Raw genomic sequence first — 19,625 nt, 5'->3', positions numbered from 1 at the left:
ATCCGGTGCTGATCGCGATCATGGGAACCGGAAGGTGGACCGGTCCGACCCCTGTGGGGGAAGCGGCGGGGAGGAACAGGGTGCGCGGTGACGAGTAGCGGCGTGGCAGACGAACAGGTGACCGCGCCGCCGAGAACCCGGAGAGCCGGGTATGTGAGCGGGCTGTTCGCCCTGTTGGTGGCGTTGGTGGCGGTCGCGTCCGTGGTGCTGCTGGCCCAGGGGTCGATCGCGATCCCGATCGGCGAGGTGCTGCGCGCGCTGACCGGCCAGGGTACGGAGTCCGACCTCAGCCGGACGATCGTGCTCGACGCCCGGCTGCCCAAGGTGGTCACCGGGCTGCTGGCGGGCGCGGCGCTCGCGGTCGGTGGGGCGCAGATGCAGACCCTGTTCCGCAACCCGCTGGCCGACCCGTTCGTGCTCGGCGTCAGCTCCGGCGCGGTGCTCGGCGCGGCGGTCGTCATCCTCGGCACCAGCGGCGTGGGGTGGCTGGCCGGTCTCGGCGTGGTCAGCCAGCTCGGGGTCACCGGGGCCGCCGTCGCGGGCGCGGCCGGGGTGCTGCTGATCGCGCTCGGCATCGCCCGGCGCGTCGGTGACCCGGTCGTGGTGCTGGTCGTCGGCGTGATGCTCGGCTACCTGGCCGGTGCCCTGGTCGACATGCTCGTCTACTACACCGACCCGGACCGGTTGCAGGCCCTCGCCGGGTTCACCCGGGGCTCGGTGCGCAACGTGACCTGGGACGAGTTGGGCGTCATCGCCGCGTCCTGCGGGGTGGTGCTCGTCCTGTCGGTCTTCCTCGCCCAGCCGCTCAACGCCCTGCTGCTCGGCGAGCGCTACGCGGGCAGCCTCGGGGTCAACGTCCGCCGGGTGCACTTCCTGTGCCTGGCCAGCGTCGCGGTGCTGTCCGGGATCACCACCGCCTACTGCGGTGCCATCGGGTTCGTCGGCTTGGCCGCGCCGCACCTCGCCCGGGGGCTGCTGCGCACCTCCGACCACCGGCTCGTGCTGCCCGCCTCGGCGCTCATCGGCTCGATCATCGTGCTGGTCGCGGAGTACGTCGCGGGCGGCAACGGGCTGACCGCGACGTCGTTGCCGCTGAACTCGGTGACCGCGTTCGTCGGCGCGCCGGTCATCCTGTGGGTGCTGCTCTCCGGCCGGGCCAAGCGGAGCGCGCGGTGAACGCCCCCGCGTTGCGGGCCGTGGCGCTGTCGGCGGGCTACCGGCGTCGCCGCCGCCCCACGACGACGGTGCTGCGCGACGTCCACCTGGCCGCGCGGCCCGGCGAGCTGATCGCGTTGATCGGCCCGAACGGCGCGGGCAAGTCGACCCTGCTGCGCACCCTCGTCGGCGCGCAACCCCCGCTGGCGGGCCATGTCCTGCTGGACGGGCACGACCTCGCGTCGCTGTCCCCCCGGCAACGGGCCCGGCGGCTCGCGGTCACGCTGACGGAGCCGGTCGACGTGGGGCAGATGAGCGCCGAGGAGGTCGTCGCGCTCGGCAGGCTGCCGTACCGGTCGTGGCTCGGCCGCGCGGCCGACCGGGACCGCGCGGCGGTGGACCGGGCGCTGGTCGACGCCGGGGTCGAGGACCTGCGGAACCGGCCGCTGACCGACCTGTCCGACGGCGAGCGCCAGCGCGTCATGGTGGCCCGCGCGCTGGCGCAGGAACCCGCGGTGCTGGTGCTGGACGAGCCGACGGCCTTCCTCGACGTGGCCCGCCGCATCGAGTTGGCGGCGATGCTGACCCGTCTGACCGCGACCACCGGCGCCGCGATCATCCTGTCCACCCACGACCTCGGCTTCGCGCTGCGCCGCGCCGACCAGGTGTGGCTCGTCGGCGACGACGCGACGGTGACCGCCGGTGCCCCCGAGGACCTCGCGCACGGCCACGCCGTGGCCCGGGTTTTCGCGGGGGAGAACATGTCCTTCGACGACGCCGCGGCCACCGTGGTCGTCGCTGATCACACCGTGCCCGGCGCGACCGTGCGGGTCGACGCCGACGGGCGGACGCGGCAGTGGGCCGAGCACGCGGTGCGGCGGGCGGGGTGGTCTCCCGGTTCGTCCGCCGAGCACGTGCTCCGCGTCGAGGACGGCACGCCGTGTCGTTGGCGCGCCGAGGGACCGGTGCGCGCCGACGGGGTCGGATTCGGTTCCCTCGTCACACATCTGCGCGACCAGACCGCGACCGCCGCACTCCAGCCCCACGGAAACGCAGGAGCAGCACAGTGAACAGAGTCATCCGACTGGCCGCGGGCTTGTCCGCCTTGGCGTTGGTCCTCGCGGGCTGCGGGGGCACGGCTCCCGCGGGGGCGCGGGGGAGCGCGCCGGGTTGCGTCACCGAGTACGCGCAGGGGAAGGACTACTTCCCGGACAAGAGCGCCGTCGAGGAGTCGGAGCTGTGGGACATCGCGTACCACGGGTCCTACAAGACGATCACCTTGAAGGACACGGAGAACGCGGCGGGTGGGGAGCTGCGGTACGTGCTCTACCAGTGCGGCACACCGCGTCCCGAGGCGGCCGGTGACCTCGCGGGCGCGCTGTTCGTGCAGGTGCCGGTGACCACTGTGGCGGTCACGTCGTTCAACGCGCTCGCGATGGTGGATCGGCTGGGGAAGAACGGCAGCGTCAAGGGGCTCAGCGGGCAACTCCTTGGCAACGCGAAGAAGGACAAGTGGTACGCGGGCGTCGTCCAGCAGGCGGGCAACCCCCTCTCGATCGGCGAGTACACCGACCTCAACCGCGAAGCCGTGCTGGGACTGGGCAACCAGGTGATTCTCATGTCCGGCTTCGGACCGGGCTTCGACGACATCAGCAACGCCCGCGCGGCGGGCTTACCGGGCGTCAGCGTGTCCAACCGCCTGGAGCGCACCGCCCTCGCGTCCGCCGAATGGATCAAGATGGTCGGCGCGTTCTACAACGCGGAAGCCGCCGCCAACACCGAGTTCGCGGCGATCAAGTCCAGGTTCACCGAGGTGGTGGCCGCCGTGTCCGGCAAGGTGAACAACCGCAGAGTCGGGTACGTCAGCGTGTGCCCGGAGAAGAGCTGCGACTTCATGCACGGCCACGGCGAACAGACCCTGGTCGGCCGCCTGCTGTCCGGCTTCGGCGTGACCAACGTCTTCGCCCGCGACAACAACGCCCCCAACGGCAAGCACTACGACTTCGAACAGGCCATCGGCGCCGCCGCCGACGCCGACTTCTTCATCGTCTACGACCCGGCCGCCCAGGCCCGCGCCACCATCGACGCGGACCCCAGGATGACCCGCTTCCGCCCCATCCGCGACGGCGCGTACCTGGTGGGCGCGGACGCGAACTTCCAGGAGTGCCGGGCCAAGACCTACCTGGACGTGGACCTGCTCACCCGCGACATCGCCATCGGCCTGGCCCCGGACCTCTTCCCGGGCGCCAAGGCCACGTGCTTCGTCCGCCCCTAGGCGCGCGTTCCCCGCACGATCAGCCTCCGCGCGTGGTTGTCGTAGGGCGAGCCGTCGAAGTCGCCGAAGCACTCGACGTCGGTGAACCCGGCTTCGGCGAACAACGCCCGCAGTTCGGCGGCGCTGTAGAGGGTGGAGTGGAGGGAGGCGTGCCGCACCTCGGCACCGCGCACGTAGGTCCAGTCGCTGCGCAACCGGGTCCAGCCGTCCAGGACGGTGTCGCGCATGAACACGGTGCCGCCCTGGACATCCACGGCCTGGGGGCGGCCGACCCAGCCCGCGAACACCTCCTTGCCCATCAGGTCGACCAGCAGTCGCCCGCCCGGCGCGAGAGCCGCGTGGGCGTTGCGCAGCACGGCCAGGTTGTCGCCGGGGTCGGTGAAGTAGCCGAACGAGGTGTACATGCTGATCACCAGGTCGAACCCGCCTGGCGCGACGGGTTCGCGCATGTCCGCGCGCACCAGCGTGACCTCGACCCCGGCCCGCGAACAGGCTTCCCGGGCGCGCGCGAGCATCGCCGCGCTCAGGTCCACCCCGGTGACCACCGCGCCCGCCCGGGCCAACGGCACGACGTGCGTCCCGGGCCCACACCCGAGATCCAGCACCCTTTGCCCAGCCACCAGCCCGAACAACGGAGACTCACCGACCAACCGCTCGGCCTCGGCCTCACGGCGGGGCGGGAACATCACGTCCGCGAACCCCACCCACAGGTCGTCGTCCTCGTACCAGTTCATCGCCCGCTCCCTCGTGGATCGCCTCCGCCCAGTGGTCGTCGGCGAGGTTCGTCCGGTTCCCGTGCTCCTCACCCCCAGCCGCGAACCCGCCGGCCACCCGAAACCGACCCCCGTCCGACTTCGGAACTCCCGGTCCCCGTCCCGTGCTCTCGCGGCCCGCCGGAACCCGTTGCCCCGCAAGGCACCCCTGCCCGTTCGGACCTGCCTGCCCGGCACCGCCGCCGGTTTCGCGTCCGCCGACCGCCCGGCACCCTCGCCCGCCCGGAATCCACCGCTCATCCGGAACCCCGCCGCGTGCCCGTACGACCACTCCACCGACCCGGAAACCTGACTGGGGGAAACCGATGCGACCCGCCCGGCCGTACCCGTTCCGCGAGCCGTCCGCACTGGAACTGGAACCCGAGTACACCGACCTGCTCGCCCACGAGCCCCTCAGCCGCGTCTCCCTGCCGCACGGCGGCGACGCCTGGCTCGCCGTCCGGCACGCCGACGTCCGCGCCGTGCTGAGCGACCCCCGCTTCAGCCGCGCCGCCCTCCTCGACCGCGACGTCCCGCGCACGTCCCCGCGCCGCCTCACCGACCCCACCCTGCACACCGTCGACCCACCCGAACACACCCGCCTCCGCCGCCTGGTCGCCACCGCCTTCAGCCCCCGGCGCGTCGCCGAACTGACCACCCACGCCCAGCGCGTCGCCGACGGCCTGCTCGACCGGGTCGAGGCCCAAGGCCCACCCGCCGACCTCATCGCCGACCTCGCGGTGCCCCTCCCCGTCGCCGTCATCTGCCAGATGCTCGGCGTCCCCGTCGCCGACCGCGAGCGGTTCGCGGCGTGGATCGACGTCGCCCTCGCCACCACCGCCTACCCCGCCGACGAGATCCACGCCGCCTTCACCCGGCTCAACGACTACATCGCGGCTTTGGTCGCCGATCGCCGCCGCACTCCCACCGATGACTTGCTCGGTGCGCTCGTCGAGGCGCGCGACACCGGGGGCCGGCTCAGCGAGGAGGAACTCGTCGCCCTGGGCGTGACGCTGCTCTACGCGGGACTGGAGACCACCACCAGCGAACTCGGCAACGGCATCCACACCCTGCTCACCCACCCCGAGCAGTTGGCGGCCCTGCGCGCCGACCCGTCCACCCTCGACCGCGCGGTGGACGAACTCCTCCGGTTCAACCCCCTGGTCACGTCGGCGGGCTTCACCCGCGTCGCCCTGGCGGACGTGGAACTCGGCGGCGTGACCATCCGAGCGGGCGACGCGGTCATGGTCCACCTCGACGTCGCCAACCGCGACCCCCGCGTCTTCCCCGACCCGGACCACCTCGACCCGACCCGCGCCCCCAACCCCCACCTGGCGTTCGGCTTCGGCCCGCACTACTGCGTCGCGGCCCAACTGGCCAAGGCCGAACTCCGCGTCGGCATCGGCACCCTCCTCGACCGCCTCCCCACCTTGACCCTCGCGGTGGACCGGGAGTCGTTGACCTGGCGCCCGGGCCGCATGGCCCGCGGCCTGCACCGGCTACCGGTCACCTGGTGAGGCCGCACGGCTTCTGCTGAGCGCGCGGCACTCTCGGAGGCCTGCTCGGTTTTGGATCCGCTCGTCCGGCGCCTGCTCGGCGAACACCAGCGGCGGATCCGACCTGTCCGACTCGGCCTTCTCCGGGGTCGACGCCGATCCGCGGCGGTTGGCGGCGTACCTGAGAGCCCAGCGGCCGCGGGCCGCGCTCGTGGCAGGCCTCGGTGAAGGCGGGACGCGCTTCTACGACAGGCTCCTGGACGAGTGTTGTTCGATCTTCACCCAGCTGGCCGTGCAGACCGCGCCGTTCGCGCCGCGGGGGATCGTCGAACTACTCAATCGAACCTCCTCACTCGGCGTGACAGTCGAACAGATCCTGCACCGGATGCCGGTCGCCACGCTGGACGCGCCCGATGGGGCGGATCGCGACGAGGAGTTCCTACGACGGTATCTCGAACACGTGGGGAGAACGCTGGATACCGTTGAGCTGTTCGGGGTGAACGTTCGGACGTACCACCCGTCGACTCCGCTCAGCGTCGCCTGCATCAGCCTGACGGTCGCACCCGACGCGACTCCGGCTCGTTCGGTTCACCCGGCGCAGCTCGAGCGGAACTCGCCGTGGGGCAGGCTCGCCTCGCTGGCCGGTGGGGTCGCGGACGCGGCGAACGTCCAGGTCGAGCAAGCGCTCAACGGCACCTCGCGATTCCTGCTCCGCGGCGAGGCGGGTTCCGGGAAGACCACGCTGCTGCACTGGCTGGCGGTGACCACGGCCCGGCGCGCTTTCGGATCCGACCTGGCGGACTGCAACGAGCGCGTGCCGTTCTTCATCAAACTCCGCAGCTACGCCGGACGCCGCCTGCCCGCCCCGGAGCAGTTCCTGGACGGTGTGGCCGACCCGCTCGTCGCGCTGATGCCCGCGGGCTGGGCGCACCGCCAGTTGGCGGCGGGGCGCGCCCTGCTGCTCGTCGACGGGGTCGACGAACTCGCGGCGGAGGACCGCCGGTCGGTTCGGGACTGGGTCCGACAACTGGTCCGCGTGGACTCGGACAACCGCGTGGTGATCACCGCGCGCCCACACGCCGCCACGGCTCGGTGGCTGCTCGCCGAGCAGTTCGGCTCGGCCGTCCTGCAACGGGTGAGTGTGGCCGACATCCGGGAACTGGTCACCCACTGGCACGACGCGATCCGCGGTGTTCCCGACTTGCCCTGCGCTGTCGAGGAAGTGCCGGTGTACGAGCGGGCCCTGCTGGCCCAGCTGGACTCGAGCCCGCACCTGCAGGGGTTGGTCACGAACCCGCTGTTGTGCGCGGTGCTGTGCGCGATCAACCTGGACCGCCACAGCACGTTGCCCCCGGACCGCATGGGCATCTACGCCGCCGCCCTGGACATGCTCCTGGAGAGGCGTGATGTGGAGCGGCAGATCCCCGCCGACGGTTCGCAGAGCCTGTCGGCGCGCGACAAGACGTACCTGCTCCAGTACCTGGCTTGGCGTTTGTCGATCAACGGTCGCAGCGAGTTCGCGCGTGACGACGCGGTGCTCCGCCTCGGTGACCGACTCGGCAGCATGCCGCTTCTCGCGGCCGACGCGGCTGCCGTGCTCGACCACCTGCTCCAGCGCAGCGGTGTGATCCGGGAGCCCGCCGGGGGGCGAATCGACTTCGTGCACCGCACGTTCCAGGAGTACCTGACGGCCCGCGAGGCCGCCGAACACGGCGACGTGGGGTTGCTGCTCGACCACGCCCACCGGGACAACTGGCGGGAGACGGTGATCATGGCGGCGGGGCACGCCAACGAGCCACGCGCTGCTCGACGGCCTGCTGCTCCGGGCGTCCGCCGAGCCCCGGCACGGTCGAGCCCTGCGGCTGCTCGCCGCGGCCTGCCTGGAGACCGTGGGCCCGCTGGACCCGGACCTGCGTGCTCGCGTGGAGCCGTGCCTCCGGCGCCTGATCCCGCCACGGCGCGGTGAGGAGGCCCGGTCCCTCGCGTCCGCGGGACCGGCGTTGCTGGTGCACGCGCCCCGCGACCTCGTCGCCTTCTCCGCCGAAGCGGCGAGCGCGATGATCGAGGCTGTCGCGCTGCTGGGGAACCCGCAGGCGCTCGACCGATCCGCTCGTTGAACCACCTGCGGGTCCTCGGTCTGGACTGCGGTGGGATAACGGACCTGGGCGCGCTGGCCGAGATGAGCGGTTTGCACACCCTGCGCATACGCAACGCGCCCGCGACTTGTGACTTGTCAGCGCTTTCCGTTGGACGCGCCGAAATCCTGGTGTGCGATCAAGACCTCTGGCGACGGTGGCGATCGGTGTTGCCGGACCGGCTGTCCCTGTGGCGCCCGCGTTCCTACGAGTAGTACGTACGGCACCGACCGTCAAGGCGACTTGATCGGGGAGCACCCTGTGCCCACCGCGTCCGCACCGTCACCGCGCGCGGTGGAGGTGCGCTGACCGAGGGCCTGGTGCGGTCCGGCGTCCAAGAGGTCCTGCTGGCCGCGCTCGCGCTGATGCTCACCGCACCCGCTCGACGTCGAGGCGGGCGTGTGCGCAGGCGAACTGCTCGTCACCTGGGGGTACTCCCCGTCCGCCCACGACGCGGCGACGGTGGAGCGGCTCGCCGCCGAACACCTGGGCCACGTGCGAGCGCTGACCGGGTAGCACCCTCGTGCGGGACTACCTCATGGCCGCCGCGGTCCGGCCGATACCAGGGCTGAACCGCCGGTGGTGTCCACCTAGAGGGAGAGCACGCGCATGTCGAGTTTCCGGGGCCGTCTGCTCGTCGTGCTCGTACCGGTCGTGGTCATCGGCCTGGCCGTGCTGTCCACCTTCGTCGTCCTCAGCGCGACCTCGCTGGAGGAGGACGCCCAGCGGGGGCACGGCCGCGACGTCGCCGAGAGCCTCGCCCGGCAGGTCGAGACCCAGATCGCGGCGGCGCGCACCGCCGAGCGCGCGATCGTCGCCACCGGTGGCGCCCTGCCGACGGCGAACCACCCGCTGCTCGACGACGTCATCCGGGGGACGCTCGCCGCCACCTCCGAGATCTACGACATGTACCTGTGTTTCGACGCCCCCGGCGACCCGCGCTACCCGCTCGCGGGCGTCTACCAGTACCTCTGGATCAAGGACACCAACGGCAACCCCGTCCGCCAGGAGCTGGACGACGCGGCGAACGCCGAGGCCATCACCTACTCGTGGTACACCGAGCCGAAGCGGACCGGCAAGGAGAGCGTCGTCGAGCCGTACTACGACGAGAACCTCAAGGCGCTGATGACCTCGGTGACGGCGCCGATGGTGCGGGACGGGCGGACGATCGGGGTCGCGGGCGTCGACGTCACCCTCGACCAGCTGTCCAAGAAGGTCAGCGCCGCGAAGGTGTCCGACCACGGCTACGCGATCCTGCTCTCCGGCGCGGGCACCCTGCTCGCCGCCCCCGACGCCTCGGTCGTGGGGTCCAAGACGCTGGAGCAGGCCGCGTCCGAGCCCGCCCGCGCGACGGCGACGTCCTTCCTGGGCGCGTTGGCCAAGAGCGGCAGCGGCACCATGGACGGCAAGAACCCGTTCGGGGGCGACGCCGACGACGCCGTGCTGACCTGGGCGCCCGTCGAGGGCACCGGCTGGACGCTGGCCACCGTGACCCCGATGAGCGACGTCCTCGCCCCGGTGAGCGCGCTGCGGACCAAGCTGATCGGCTTCGCGCTCGGCATCGCCCTCGTGCTGCTCGCGACCGTCTGGTTCACCACCCGCAGGCTGACCGCCCGGATGCCCGTGCTGCGCGCCGCCGCGCTCGACATCGCCCGCGGTCGCCTGGACGTCACCCTGCCGCGCGCCGGGCGCGACGAGCTGGGTGAGCTGTCGGGGGCCTTCGGCGAGATGGTGACGACCCTGCGCGGCACCGCCGGGCACCTGCGCCGGATCGCCGACGGGGACCTGGCCGCCCCGGTCGAGCCGCTCGGTCCCGACGACGAGCTCGGCACCGCGCTGGTGGAGATGCAGCGCGGGCTGACCGCGTCGGTGCGGGCCGTGGTGGAGACCGCCGAGGTCCTCTCCGGGTCGGCCGAGGCGCTGCGCGACCAGGCCGACGAGCTGCGCGACAGCGCGACCGTGACGCACACCCAGTCGGAGGCGGCCAGCATGGGCGCGTCCGAGTTCAGCGCCAGCGTCGGGGAGATCGCCTCGTCGGTCACCCGCGGGTCGGCGCTCGCCGACGACGCCGAGCAGGCCGCCGCCGTCATGGCCGGGCAGTTGCAGAGCCTCGCCGGGTCCTCGGCCGCCATCGCGGGCGTGGTCGACGTGATCACCCGGATCGCCGCCCAGACCCACCTGCTCGCCCTCAACGCCACCATCGAGGCGTCCAGGGCGGGCGAGGCCGGGCGCGGCTTCGCGGTCGTGGCCACCGAGGTCAAGGGCCTCGCCGAGTCGACCACCACCGCGACGGTGAGCGTCACCGAGCGCATCGCCGCGATCCAGTCCGACGTGGACGGCACCGTCCAGGTGATCGAGCAGATCAGCACGTCGATCCGCGACATGGCGCTGATGCAGGGCACCATCGTCGCCGCGGTCGAGGAGCAGTCGGCAGCCTCGCTCGCGGTCCGGGAGAGCATCGGCCACGTCGCGAACGTCGCCGCCCGCACGGAGACCAACGTCCAGGCCAGCCTCGGCCTGGCCGACGACCTGGCCAACGCCGTCGAGCGGTTGGAGCAGGTCAGCAAGAGCTTCCGCCTGCCGAACTGACCGGACCCGCCCAGGGCGGCGCGCGACTCCATGACCGGTCGCCGGGGTGGTTCTCGGCCCCGGTCATCGAGTGCGGGTGATCCCGGGGCCCGGTCGGAGTGGACCGACCCCCGCGCGGGCTCGCGGCCCGGGCGGCTTCGCGAGCTGGTGGCGGTGGCGTCGCCGACGGCCGCCCAGGCAGGCGGTGGCAGTCGGATCCGGCCGACCGGGCTCCGCCGGTGGCCGACCACCGGCGCGCCGACCCCACCACGCGCCTGCTCGGGCCGCTGGCGGGTGGCTCGCACGCCGACGCGCGACGCGGTCGACGAACCGCGGGCGCTCCACCACCCCGTCGGTCGCCGTCGACTCCGATACCCACCTGGTGATCGCGACCGGTGGTCACAACCGGGCAGCCGCGACGACCGCGCCGCCTGCCTCGCCGACGCGCTCGACGGCCGAACCGACATGGCCGGCGGCGGCAGGCCCGCCGAACGGCAGGACGGGCCCGACACCGGTCACCGGTCGATCCTCGCCCGCGCCGAACACTCCCGACCCGGAGGAAGAACCGGGCGATCCCTCGCGACCACCCCCGCCCCCGTCGTCCGCGCACCCCACCGTCACCGGCTGACCGAGAACGCTCGACCCGAGCGCGAGATCGGTCGCGTGCCTGCCCTCATGGCTGGACCAGGAAGTCCAGGAGGGTGGCCGCGACCTTGGCCTCGACCGCCGCCGGTGCCGTGGCGTGCCGGAATCGCTGGGAGGCCAGCAGCGAGAGCAGCCACCAGGCGGCGGCCTCGGTGTCGAGGGTGGCGCGCAGGTGGCCGTCGGCCTGGCCGCGGCGCAGGAGCGCGGTGATGGCGGTGGCGAAGCGCCGGGTGGAGTCGCGGGCGGCGGCCTCGATCACCGGCTCGTCGGCGATGCCCGCCGCGTCGGCGAAGATGGCGCCGACGCGGCCCGCGCCGTGCACGTCGGCGAGGTGGTCCGGGGCCAGCAGGTCGCGCAGCAGGGTCGGGACCGGCACCGGGCTCGCCGTCAACCGGTCGAGCACCCCGCACACCCGGTCGGCCGCGCGCCCGACCACGGCGGCGAACAGGGTCGCCTTGGTGCCGAAGTTCTGTGGCCGGGTCGGACCTCGTCGTGGCCGAGACCTTCGAGGTCGCGGGCGCGCAGCACGTGTGCCTGGAAACCCACTGCTGCCGGGCGGAACCGCGGGGGGCGGGGATCGACATCTGGTCCAACACCCAGTCGCCCGGCGAACTGCGGGTGCTGGTGGCCGGGGTGCTCGACCTGCCCGAGGCCGAGGTCCGGATCAGGAAGGTCGACGAGGGCGGCGGTTTCGGCTGCAGGCAGGACATGTACGAGGAAGCGCTGGTGGCCTGGGCCGCCATCGCCTTGGCCCGACCGGTGCGCCTGACCTACGACCGCACCGAGGAGTTCACCGCCACCAGGCGCAGGCACGGGCTCCGAGCCCGGGTCCGCCTCGGGGTCGCCGCGGACGGTCTGGTTCGCGCGGTCGACGTGCGCGCGGTGCTGGACTCCGGCGCGTACGGCTCGCACGCGCCGTACGTCGCACGCGCCGTACGTCGCGGGCGCCGTCGCCCTGACCGCGAAGACCATGCTCCCCGCCGCCCACCACCGGTTCGTCGGGGAGGTCAAGCGCACCAACACCCTGCCCGGCGGCGCCTACCGCGGCTACGGCGTGGCCCAGGCCAACTTCGCCATCGAGACGGCCGTGACCGCCGCCGCGGCGCGGCTCGACCTCGATCCCGTCCTGGTGCGCCTGCGCAACGCGCCCGCGCGGCTCGCGCACTGCTTGCGGGTCGGGAGCGCGGAGTTCGGGTGGCCCCGGCGGGCCGAGCGGCGCGGCGAGACGCGCGTCGGGCACGGTGTCGCCACCGCGGTCAAGGCGACGGTGACCGGCGAGGAGTCCGAGTTCAGCACCGCCTGGGTCGAACTCGACGGCGACCGCGCGACCCTGTTCACCGGGACCTGCGACAGCGGCACCGGCTCGTCCACGGTGCTCGCCCAGGTCGTGGCCGAGGAGTTGGGCCTGCCCGTCGAGTCCGTCCGGGTGCTGGAGGGCGACACCGCGACCACACCCGCCGACGTGGGCAGCGCCGCGCAGCGCAGCGTGCTCCTCGGCGCGGGGGCGGCGCGGGACGCGGCACGCGCCGCCCGGCGCGCGCCCGGTGAGCGCGTCACGTTCCGGGCCGGTCGCGCACCCGCCAGCTTCTGCGCCTGCTTCGTCACGGTGGCCGTGGACGTCGAACTCGGTGTGGTCGCGGTCGAGGAGTGCCTGGTCGTCACCGACTGCGGACGGGTGCTCAACCCGTTGGGCGCGGCCGGGCAGGTGCAGGGCGGGGTGGTCCAGGGCATCGGCCTGGCGCTGATCGACCGCTGCCCCTCGACGGGCGTCACCACCATCCAGGAACACGGGGTTCCGCTGGCCACGGACGTGCCGTCGGTTCGCGCGCTGTTCGTCGGGGACCCCGCGCCCGGGGCGCCCTACGGCGGGCTGGGGCTGGGTGAGCTCCCCATCGTCCCGGTCCCGGCGGCCATCGCCGGTGCGGTCGCGGACGCCACCGGTGTCGTCCCGACCACGATGCCGATGCGGCCCGAGGTCCTGTGGTCCGCGCTGGCCGGGACCCGGGGGTGCTGAGCCGCGCCGCGCCGCGGCGGGTCCTGCGCCCCAGGTCCGTCGAGGAGGCCGCGGCGGTCCTGGCCGACCTCCCGGCGGCCGAGGTGCTGGGCGGGGGAACCGTGGCGCTGCCGGACTGGCGCCGCCGCGGCGCGCCGGAGTTCGCGGTGCACCTCGGGGCCGTCGTGGAACCGCGCCGCCTCGGGTCGCGCGAGTGCGGTGCGCTCGTGACGCTCGACGAGCTGACCCGCGACGCGCGCGTGCCCACCGCGCTGCGCCAAGCCGCGGCCTCGGTCGGCGGGCCCGCGGTGCGGGCGATGGCGACCGTCGGCGGGAACGTCGTCGCGGTGCGACCCGGCTGCGTCGCCGTCGCGCTGCTCGCCGTGGGCGCGGTGGGGGAGGGGCGCGACCGCGGCGCGCCGGGTGAATCCGCGACTTTCTCCCTCGATGATTTATTTGACTCGACCGATCGTCTGCTACTTTCGACGCACTGGCAGTCCACCACCGAATCCGCGTTCGCCAAGCTGGCCGTCAGATCGGCCGGTGGGCCGAACGTGGTCAGTGTCGCGATAGGACGGACCGCGGACACCCGGGCGATCGCGATCGGCGGTCCGGGCACTCGACCGCACCGCGTCGCCGCGGCCGAATCCGATTGGGGCGAAGGCGCTTCGGCGGCCGATGTCGCGCGTGCCGCCGCCGTCGGGGCCTTGGTGGCCGACGACGTGACGGCGACCGCGCGGTACCGGCGCGCCGCGGTGGAAACGCTGGTGCGACGGCTGATCACCACGATCGAGGAGGGCGGATGACCACGGCCGAGGTCAACGGCAGACCACGGGACCTACCGGAGGACGGGCGCTGCCTGGCCGACTGGATCCGCGACGACCTCGGCCTGACCGGGACCAAGATCCCCTGCGGCAGCGGGCATTGCGGTGGTTGCTCGGTGCTGCTCGACGGGCGACCGGTGCTGTCGTGCAGTACCCCGGCCGTCGTGCACGAGGACGGTCGGATCACCACGGTGGAGGGACTGGCGGCACGGCAGGACCCGTTGTTGCGGAGCTTCGTCGAACACGGTGCCGCGCAATGCGGTTACTGCACGGCGGGAATGCTCGTCGCCGCGCGCGCATACCTCGACGAGTGCGGCGGCGCCGCGCCGGACGAGGCGGGCGCGCGCCGCGCGCTGTCCGGGAACGTCTGCCGGTGCACCGGGTACACCGCGATCGTGGCGGCCGTGCTCGCCGCGGGAAGGGAGTGCTCCGGTGCGTGAAACCCTGCACAACCTCGGTCTCGTCCGCCGGGACCGGGTGTTCCGCCGGTTCTGGTTGGGCATGCTCATCTCCCGCACCGGGGACGCGTTCACCACGGTCGCCCTGTCCTGGCTCGTGCTCACCGTGGCGAGCCCGGCCGACCTCGGTGTCGTGCTGCTCTGCTTCGGCCTGCCGAGGGTGCTCAGCGCCCCGATCGCGGGCAGGCTCCTCGACCGCGCCCAACCCCGGGTGCTGCTGGGGTGGGACAACGCGCTCCGCGGTGTCCTCATAGGACTTGTCCCGTTGCTGCACGCCACGGGGGTCCTGCGCGTCCCGTTCATCTGCGTGATCGCGGCCTGCGCCGCGGTGCTGTCCGCGTTGACCGAGGTGGCCGAGGGCGCGTTGGTGCCCAGGCTGGTCGCCGACGGCGAACTGGAGGCGGCCAACTCGCTGCTGGGGATGAACTGGGAGATCGCCTACATCGCCGGTCCGCCGCTGTCCGGGCTGCTGGTGGCCTGGATCGGGGCGCCCACCGCGCTGGTCGTCGACGCGTTGTCCTTCGGCCTGATGAGCGCGCTCTGCTTCGGTCTCCCGGAGAACGCGCGGGGCGCGGACGCGGCGGACGGCGACTCGCGGGGGCTGCTCGGCAAGTGGCTCGGCGTCGGCGCGCTGGTCCGCCTCCCCGCCGTGCTCGTGCTGACCGCGTCGACCGTGGGGTTCCTGTTCCTGCAGGGCATGTCGGAGGTGTTCTTCCCGGTCTACAGCCGCACGGGCCTGACCGCCGGGCCGGGGGGCTACGGCGTGCTGGTCGGCGCGGCGGGCGCGGGCGCCCTGCTGGGGGTGCTGTTCGGACCGTCGGTGTACGGGAAGTTGCGCCCGCACCTGCGGATGTCCGCCGTCCTGGTCGTTGGCGCGCCGCTGTTCGCCGCCCTCGCCCTCGTGGACAGCCTGGTGGCCGGGGTTGTCCTCATAGGACTCGCGACTTTCCTCTGGGGACCGTACTACGTCTTCGAGCGGTCGCTGGCCCAGCGGCTGACCCCGGACGGCGTGCGGGGCCGGGTCATGGGCGCCCGCACGGCCGTCACCTCGGTGGGGTTCCCGCTCGGCAGCCTGACCGCGGGCTGGCTGTTCGCCCACGCCGACGTCGGACCGGTCATCCTGGCCATGGCGGGTGGCTACGCCGCGCTGGGACTGCTCCCCCTGCTGTCGCGGTCGCTGCGCGACACCGCCCCGTCCGCGCCGCCCGCTCAGGTGCCCGAGTCCCGGTAGGCAGACGCCTGCGTCTCGTACATCTCCCGGTACAGACCGCCCGCCGTGATCAGCTCGTCGTGGGTGCCCTGCGCCACGATCCGCCCGCCCGCGAGCACCACGACGCGGTCGGCGGTGCGCACGTTGGCCAACCGGTGGGTCACCAGGATCGTGGTCCGGGTCGTCCCGGCTCCGTCCGCGCAGGCGTTGCGCAACGCCTCGAACACCCGCGCCTCGGCCTTGGCGTCCAACGCGGCCGTCGGCTCGTCGGCCACGAGCACCGGCGCGTCGCGGTAGATGCCGCGGGCGATGCCCAGCCGCTGCCACTGCCCACCCGAGAGGTCCCGGCCCTCGCGGAACCGCCGGGAGAGCAGCGTCCGCGCCCCGTGCGGCAAGGCGTCGACCACCTCGTCGGCGCCGGACAGCAGCAGCGCGCGCCGCCACCGCGCGCCGTCCCGGTCCACGTGGTCCAACCGGCCCATGCGCACGGCGAGCGCCGCGGTGACCGGCCACTCCGCGGGCGTCTGCGCGATCACCGCGACCCGCTCGTGCACGCTGCGCGGGTCCGCCGTCGCCAGGTCGACGCCGTCCCAGGTCACCGAGCCCGCCGATACCGGGTACAGGCCCGTGATGAGCTTGCCCAGGGTGGTCTTGCCCGAGCCGTTCTCGCCGACCAGGGCCACGACCTCGCCGCGCCGGATGGTCAGGTCCACCTCGGCCACCGCGGGCCGGTCCTGGCCGGGGTAGGTGAACGAGACGCCCGCGAGCCGGATGACCCCGGGATCCGCCGGGGCGGGCGCCGGGCGCACCCGCGTCCGGCGCGCCGCGGCCTCGGCGAGGAACCCCCGGTACAGGTCCAGGTGGTGGGAGTCCTCGTGGAGCAGGTTCACCGCGCGCAGCGACTCGGCGAGTGCCGCCGACGCCGAGCGCATGGCGATCACCGCGGTGCCCGCCACGGCCAGCGGCAGCACACCGGTCCACAGCAGCAGCGCCAGCACACCGAAGGACGCCGCCGTGCCCAGGCCCGCGACGCACCTGCCGACCAGGCGCACGAGCGCGCTGCGGCGGGCGAGCCGGGTCTCCAGCACCACGAGTTCGCCGGTGACCCGGTCGTACTCGGCCATGAGCCGGTCCTGCAGCACCAGCGCGTGCCGCTCCAAGGCGAACGGGCGGGCGGTCGCCGCCTCCCGGACCACACCCTTCACCAGCTGCCGGGTCACGGTGTCGAGGAAGTGCCGCCGGTTGAGCCGGGCCACCCGGTGCGCGGCCCAGCCGTCCGCGCCCGCCGCGAGCAGCAGCGCCGCGGCGAGCAGGGGGTGCAGCACCGCCGTGCTGACCAGGGCGGCGACCAGCGAGACCAGCCCGGTGGCGAGGCCGGTGACCTGGCGGACGCCGTTGTCCACCGACTCCACGCCGTCGGTCCCCGCGCGCCGGGCCAACTCCTGGAAGTCGGCGTCCTCCGCGGCGACCAGCGGCGCGTGGACCGCGCTCTCCGCCACCGCCCGCTCCGCCGCCCGGGTGACCAGCGGGCGGAGCGACCCCTCGACGGCCGAGGCCGCCGCGCCCAGCAGCGCCTTGCCCGCGTAGCACGCCACGACGGCGGCCACCGCGGGCGACGCCGCCGCCAGGCGGTGCTCGGTGGAGCCCGCCGCCAGCAGCGCGGTGAACAGCTCCGCGGTCGCCAGGAGACCGAACGCGGCCAGGAAACCCACCAGCACGTGGGCCGCGAACGCCGCGGCGGTGAGGGCGCGAGACGCGCGCCAGGCGAGCACCGCGACGCGGGCCACCACGGCGGGGACGGCGCGCGTCGAGCGCCAGAACCCGGTCGCGGCGACCTCCTCGCCCAGCCGCGCCCACTCCGGGACGCTGAGGCGCTCCACCGCGAGCAGGGGCTCGCTGCCCCCTTCGCCATCCGGCATTCCCACCAGTTGCCCCCGCGTCAGTGAACGTTCCCCCTGGCCGTTCCCGAGTCTAATGCGAAAGGGTCGAATGTAATAAATCCGCGTCGCAGTTCTTCGTGTCCGCGCTGGTCATGGCCGTGGCGATTAATTATTAATCAACGCGGGGGGAGGCCGGTGCTTGTCCGGATTTGTGGGCTGGGCGGCTTGGGGGCCGGTCGTGGTGCGCGTGGTCGGCCCGAGTCCCCGGTCATGGCGCTCCACCTGCGGTGAAATCGCTTTCGGGGGGTCGGCCGGTGGTCATCGCCCTAGCCGCGGGTGCCACTGGCACCCGGGTTGCGGGCCGCGGGGGCGCGGCCGGTCGGTAAGCGAGCATTTGGTAGTGGTCACCGACGAGTTTGATGAGCTAGCTTGAACTCGGAATGCGCTTGGCGAACCGCGCGGCGGGCCGAGGTGTTCACAACTGGGGAAATAGCGCTTCTCGCGATCCACTCGCGCGGGAGGACCGATTCGCTGGACGGCATCCGGGTCCGCGCGACCGATTCGGCGCGCCCGGACACCAGCGGAATGGAGGTACGACTTGTTCGGGTTGGGGCTGGGCGGCACGGCGGGGGACAGTGGTGCGCAGGTGGTGGCGGTCATCGAGGCGCTGCGCAACGTGGTGATCACGACCGCGCGCAGTGGACCGCCCACGACGGTCCCGGACACCTGCGCCGGGTGGGCCGAGGTGGCCGAGGTGGTGGGCAGGCACCTCGGAACCGGCGGTGACCCGGCCCGGACGTGGGAGCTGGTCCCCACCCGGCGGGCCGGGGACCGGGGTCTCGACCTGCCGCGTGGTGCCGGGGTGCAGCGGCGGCGGATCGTGTTCACCGGCAACCCGGGGGTCGTTGCGAGCGGCGTCGACCCGGCCCTCCCGGATGCCACACGGGTCGTGGGCCACGCGTTCCCCTGGTCGGTGTTGGCCGTCCGGGACTCCCTGATGGTGGTCCGCGACGAGGCGGCGGGCCTGTTCCGGGTCGTCACCGGGGCCCGCGAACTGACCAACACGGTGACGCTGCTGCACGACGCCCTCTGGGCCGCGCTGCCGCGGGTGGCATTCGACGCGGACACGCGGGTTCCGCCGCGGCACCTGCGACCGGTGCTGGAGTCGCTGGCCGACGGGGCCACGGACCAGGCCGCGCAACGGCAGCTGGCGATGTCGTCGCGGACGTTCAACCGGCGCACGTCGGAGCTGCTGGCGATGTTGGACGCGCGCAGCAGGTTCCAAGCGGGTGTGGAGGCCGCCCGCCGCCGCTGGGTCTGACCCGGTGGGGCCGCGGGCGCGGCCCCACCGGCCGCCGGTCGCGGGCTTACCCGGGCCTGCGGGCGACCAGCAACAGGTGCGTGCCCGCGCTGAGGTTGGCGGGCAGCGCGCCGAGGCAGAGCGCGACCTCGCCCCACTGCGCGACGATCCGCCGCGGCGCCCGCGCCAGGTTCGACTGCCCCGTACCGGGGGCGGGGGCGTCCATGCCCTGCAGGCGCACGACTTCCCACCCCGCTTCGCGCGTCTGCGCCACCGCCTCGTCGGGGGTCGAGTAGTAGTGGGCGCGGATGCCGTCGGGGATGTGCGCGTCGCCGAAGACCCCGGTGCGCAGGAAGCCCCGCCAGTCGAAGTTCCGCGCCACCGCGGGCGCGGCCTCGAGGATCCACCGCAACCCGCCCACCCGGGTGAAGAACTGGCACACGACCACACCGCCCGGTCGCACCACGCGCAGGGCCTCGCGCAGGACCGCGAGGCGGTCCGCCGCGTCGGTCAGGCAGTACAGCGGGCCGAGCAGCAGCGCGGCGTCGGCGAGGGAATCGGGCCACGGCAGGCTCCTGGCGTCCGCGACGACCGCCGAGGCGAGCTCGACCTGGCGCCGCGCCCCGCGCGTGCGCGCGTCGGCGACCAGCGCGGGCGTCAGGTCGCACAGGTGCACCTCGTACCCGTACTCGGCCAACCGGAACGCCTGCCTGCCGTTCCCGCCACCGATGTCCGCGACCACCGCGGGCTCGGCCGGGAAGTGGTCGTCCAGCACCCGGTGCAGCACGTACTCCTCCACCCGCGCCGTCTGGTCGAACCGCGACCACTGCGCGTCCGCGTTCTGCTCGTAGAACGACACGATCTCGCCGGTATCGGTTGTCACCCCACCGATGCTAGGGAGCCGAGAGCGCCGTCGACCCCGTCTGGCGAGTGG

General features: G+C 73.5%; 15 protein-coding genes and 2 pseudogenes. 13 read left to right on the top strand and 4 right to left on the bottom strand.

All coding sequences use genetic code 11. The features are described 5' to 3' along the window. The first annotated feature begins 102 nt into the window (after positions 1–102). Genes CLV40_RS22900 through CLV40_RS22890 form a run of 3 tightly spaced genes read left to right on the top strand, consistent with a single transcriptional unit; the run spans position 103 to position 3,430 of the window. Entirely contained in the window at positions 103–1,176 is a 1,074-nt protein-coding gene (locus CLV40_RS22900) for a FecCD family ABC transporter permease (RefSeq protein ID WP_245931488.1), read from the top strand. Next, entirely contained in the window at positions 1,173–2,225 is a 1,053-nt protein-coding gene (locus tag CLV40_RS22895; protein ID WP_245931486.1) for an ABC transporter ATP-binding protein, read from the top strand. Before CLV40_RS22900 ends, CLV40_RS22895 begins: the two co-directional genes overlap by 4 nt. Continuing rightward, positions 2,222–3,430: an ABC transporter substrate-binding protein gene (locus tag CLV40_RS22890; protein ID WP_104481031.1), complete on the top strand. Its 1,209-nt coding sequence runs from the start codon at positions 2,222–2,224 to the stop codon at positions 3,428–3,430. The genes CLV40_RS22895 and CLV40_RS22890 overlap by 4 nt, the downstream gene beginning before the upstream one ends. Here the strand turns inward: CLV40_RS22890 and CLV40_RS22885 are convergent. Then, entirely contained in the window at positions 3,427–4,164 is a 738-nt protein-coding gene (locus CLV40_RS22885; protein WP_104481030.1) for a class I SAM-dependent methyltransferase, read from the bottom strand. The two genes, CLV40_RS22890 and CLV40_RS22885, sit on opposite strands and share 4 nt — an antisense overlap. A 344-nt stretch (positions 4,165–4,508) precedes the next feature. Between CLV40_RS22885 and CLV40_RS22875 the strand changes: the two genes are divergently transcribed. From CLV40_RS22875 to CLV40_RS22860, 4 genes and pseudogenes are all read left to right on the top strand, one after another. Beyond that, positions 4,509–5,699: a cytochrome P450 gene (locus CLV40_RS22875; RefSeq protein WP_104481028.1), complete on the top strand. Its 1,191-nt coding sequence runs from the start codon at positions 4,509–4,511 to the stop codon at positions 5,697–5,699. A 13-nt stretch (positions 5,700–5,712) separates the two neighbouring features. Further along, positions 5,713–6,045 (top strand): annotated as a pseudogene (locus tag CLV40_RS40870) (NACHT N-terminal Helical domain 1-containing protein); the annotation flags it as partial. Positions 6,046–6,174: 129 nt separating this feature from the next. Then, positions 6,175–7,644: an NACHT domain-containing protein gene (locus tag CLV40_RS22870; RefSeq protein WP_181043670.1), complete on the top strand. Its 1,470-nt coding sequence runs from the start codon at positions 6,175–6,177 to the stop codon at positions 7,642–7,644. A gap of 778 nt (positions 7,645–8,422) precedes the next feature. Then, entirely contained in the window at positions 8,423–10,402 is a 1,980-nt protein-coding gene (locus CLV40_RS22860) for a methyl-accepting chemotaxis protein (protein ID WP_104481025.1), read from the top strand. A 652-nt stretch (positions 10,403–11,054) separates the two neighbouring features. On the opposite strand, the gene CLV40_RS22855 is transcribed toward CLV40_RS22860, so the two are convergent. After that, positions 11,055–11,462: a hypothetical protein gene (locus tag CLV40_RS22855; RefSeq protein ID WP_104481024.1), complete on the bottom strand. Its 408-nt coding sequence runs from the start codon at positions 11,460–11,462 to the stop codon at positions 11,055–11,057. 35 nt (positions 11,463–11,497) lie between these two features. On the opposite strand from CLV40_RS22855, the pseudogene CLV40_RS40865 reads away from it, so the two are divergent. The 5 genes and pseudogenes from CLV40_RS40865 to CLV40_RS22830 form a co-directional block, all read left to right on the top strand. Continuing rightward, positions 11,498–11,896 (top strand): annotated as a pseudogene (locus CLV40_RS40865) (molybdopterin cofactor-binding domain-containing protein); the annotation flags it as partial. Positions 11,897–11,981: 85 nt separating this feature from the next. Then, positions 11,982–13,040: a xanthine dehydrogenase family protein molybdopterin-binding subunit gene (locus CLV40_RS22845; RefSeq protein ID WP_374066551.1), complete on the top strand. Its 1,059-nt coding sequence runs from the start codon at positions 11,982–11,984 to the stop codon at positions 13,038–13,040. Continuing rightward, positions 13,034–13,825: an FAD binding domain-containing protein gene (locus CLV40_RS22840; protein ID WP_181043669.1), complete on the top strand. Its 792-nt coding sequence runs from the start codon at positions 13,034–13,036 to the stop codon at positions 13,823–13,825. Before CLV40_RS22845 ends, CLV40_RS22840 begins: the two co-directional genes overlap by 7 nt. Beyond that, complete coding sequence (locus CLV40_RS22835; protein WP_104481021.1) at positions 13,822–14,283, top strand: (2Fe-2S)-binding protein; 462 nt, start codon at positions 13,822–13,824, stop codon at positions 14,281–14,283. The genes CLV40_RS22840 and CLV40_RS22835 overlap by 4 nt, the downstream gene beginning before the upstream one ends. Next, on the top strand, positions 14,276–15,532 hold the full coding sequence (locus tag CLV40_RS22830; RefSeq protein ID WP_104481020.1) for an MFS transporter: 1,257 nt from the start codon (positions 14,276–14,278) through the stop codon (positions 15,530–15,532). Before CLV40_RS22835 ends, CLV40_RS22830 begins: the two co-directional genes overlap by 8 nt. Here CLV40_RS22830 and CLV40_RS22825 read toward each other — a convergent pair. Continuing rightward, on the bottom strand, positions 15,511–17,430 hold the full coding sequence (locus CLV40_RS22825; RefSeq protein WP_104481019.1) for an ABC transporter ATP-binding protein: 1,920 nt from the start codon (positions 17,428–17,430) through the stop codon (positions 15,511–15,513). The two genes, CLV40_RS22830 and CLV40_RS22825, sit on opposite strands and share 22 nt — an antisense overlap. Before the next feature lie 559 nt (positions 17,431–17,989). Here CLV40_RS22825 and CLV40_RS22820 point away from each other — a divergent pair. After that, entirely contained in the window at positions 17,990–18,712 is a 723-nt protein-coding gene (locus CLV40_RS22820; protein ID WP_104481018.1) for a helix-turn-helix domain-containing protein, read from the top strand. A gap of 46 nt (positions 18,713–18,758) precedes the next feature. On the opposite strand, the gene CLV40_RS39020 is transcribed toward CLV40_RS22820, so the two are convergent. After that, positions 18,759–19,574: a class I SAM-dependent methyltransferase gene (locus CLV40_RS39020; protein ID WP_219824072.1), complete on the bottom strand. Its 816-nt coding sequence runs from the start codon at positions 19,572–19,574 to the stop codon at positions 18,759–18,761. Between the last annotated feature and the right edge of the window lie 51 nt (positions 19,575–19,625).

Source organism: Actinokineospora auranticolor, from assembly GCF_002934265.1.
GTDB classification, from domain to species: Bacteria; Actinomycetota; Actinomycetes; order Mycobacteriales; family Pseudonocardiaceae; genus Actinokineospora; species Actinokineospora auranticolor.
This window is presented reverse-complemented; position numbering and strand designations above follow the sequence as displayed.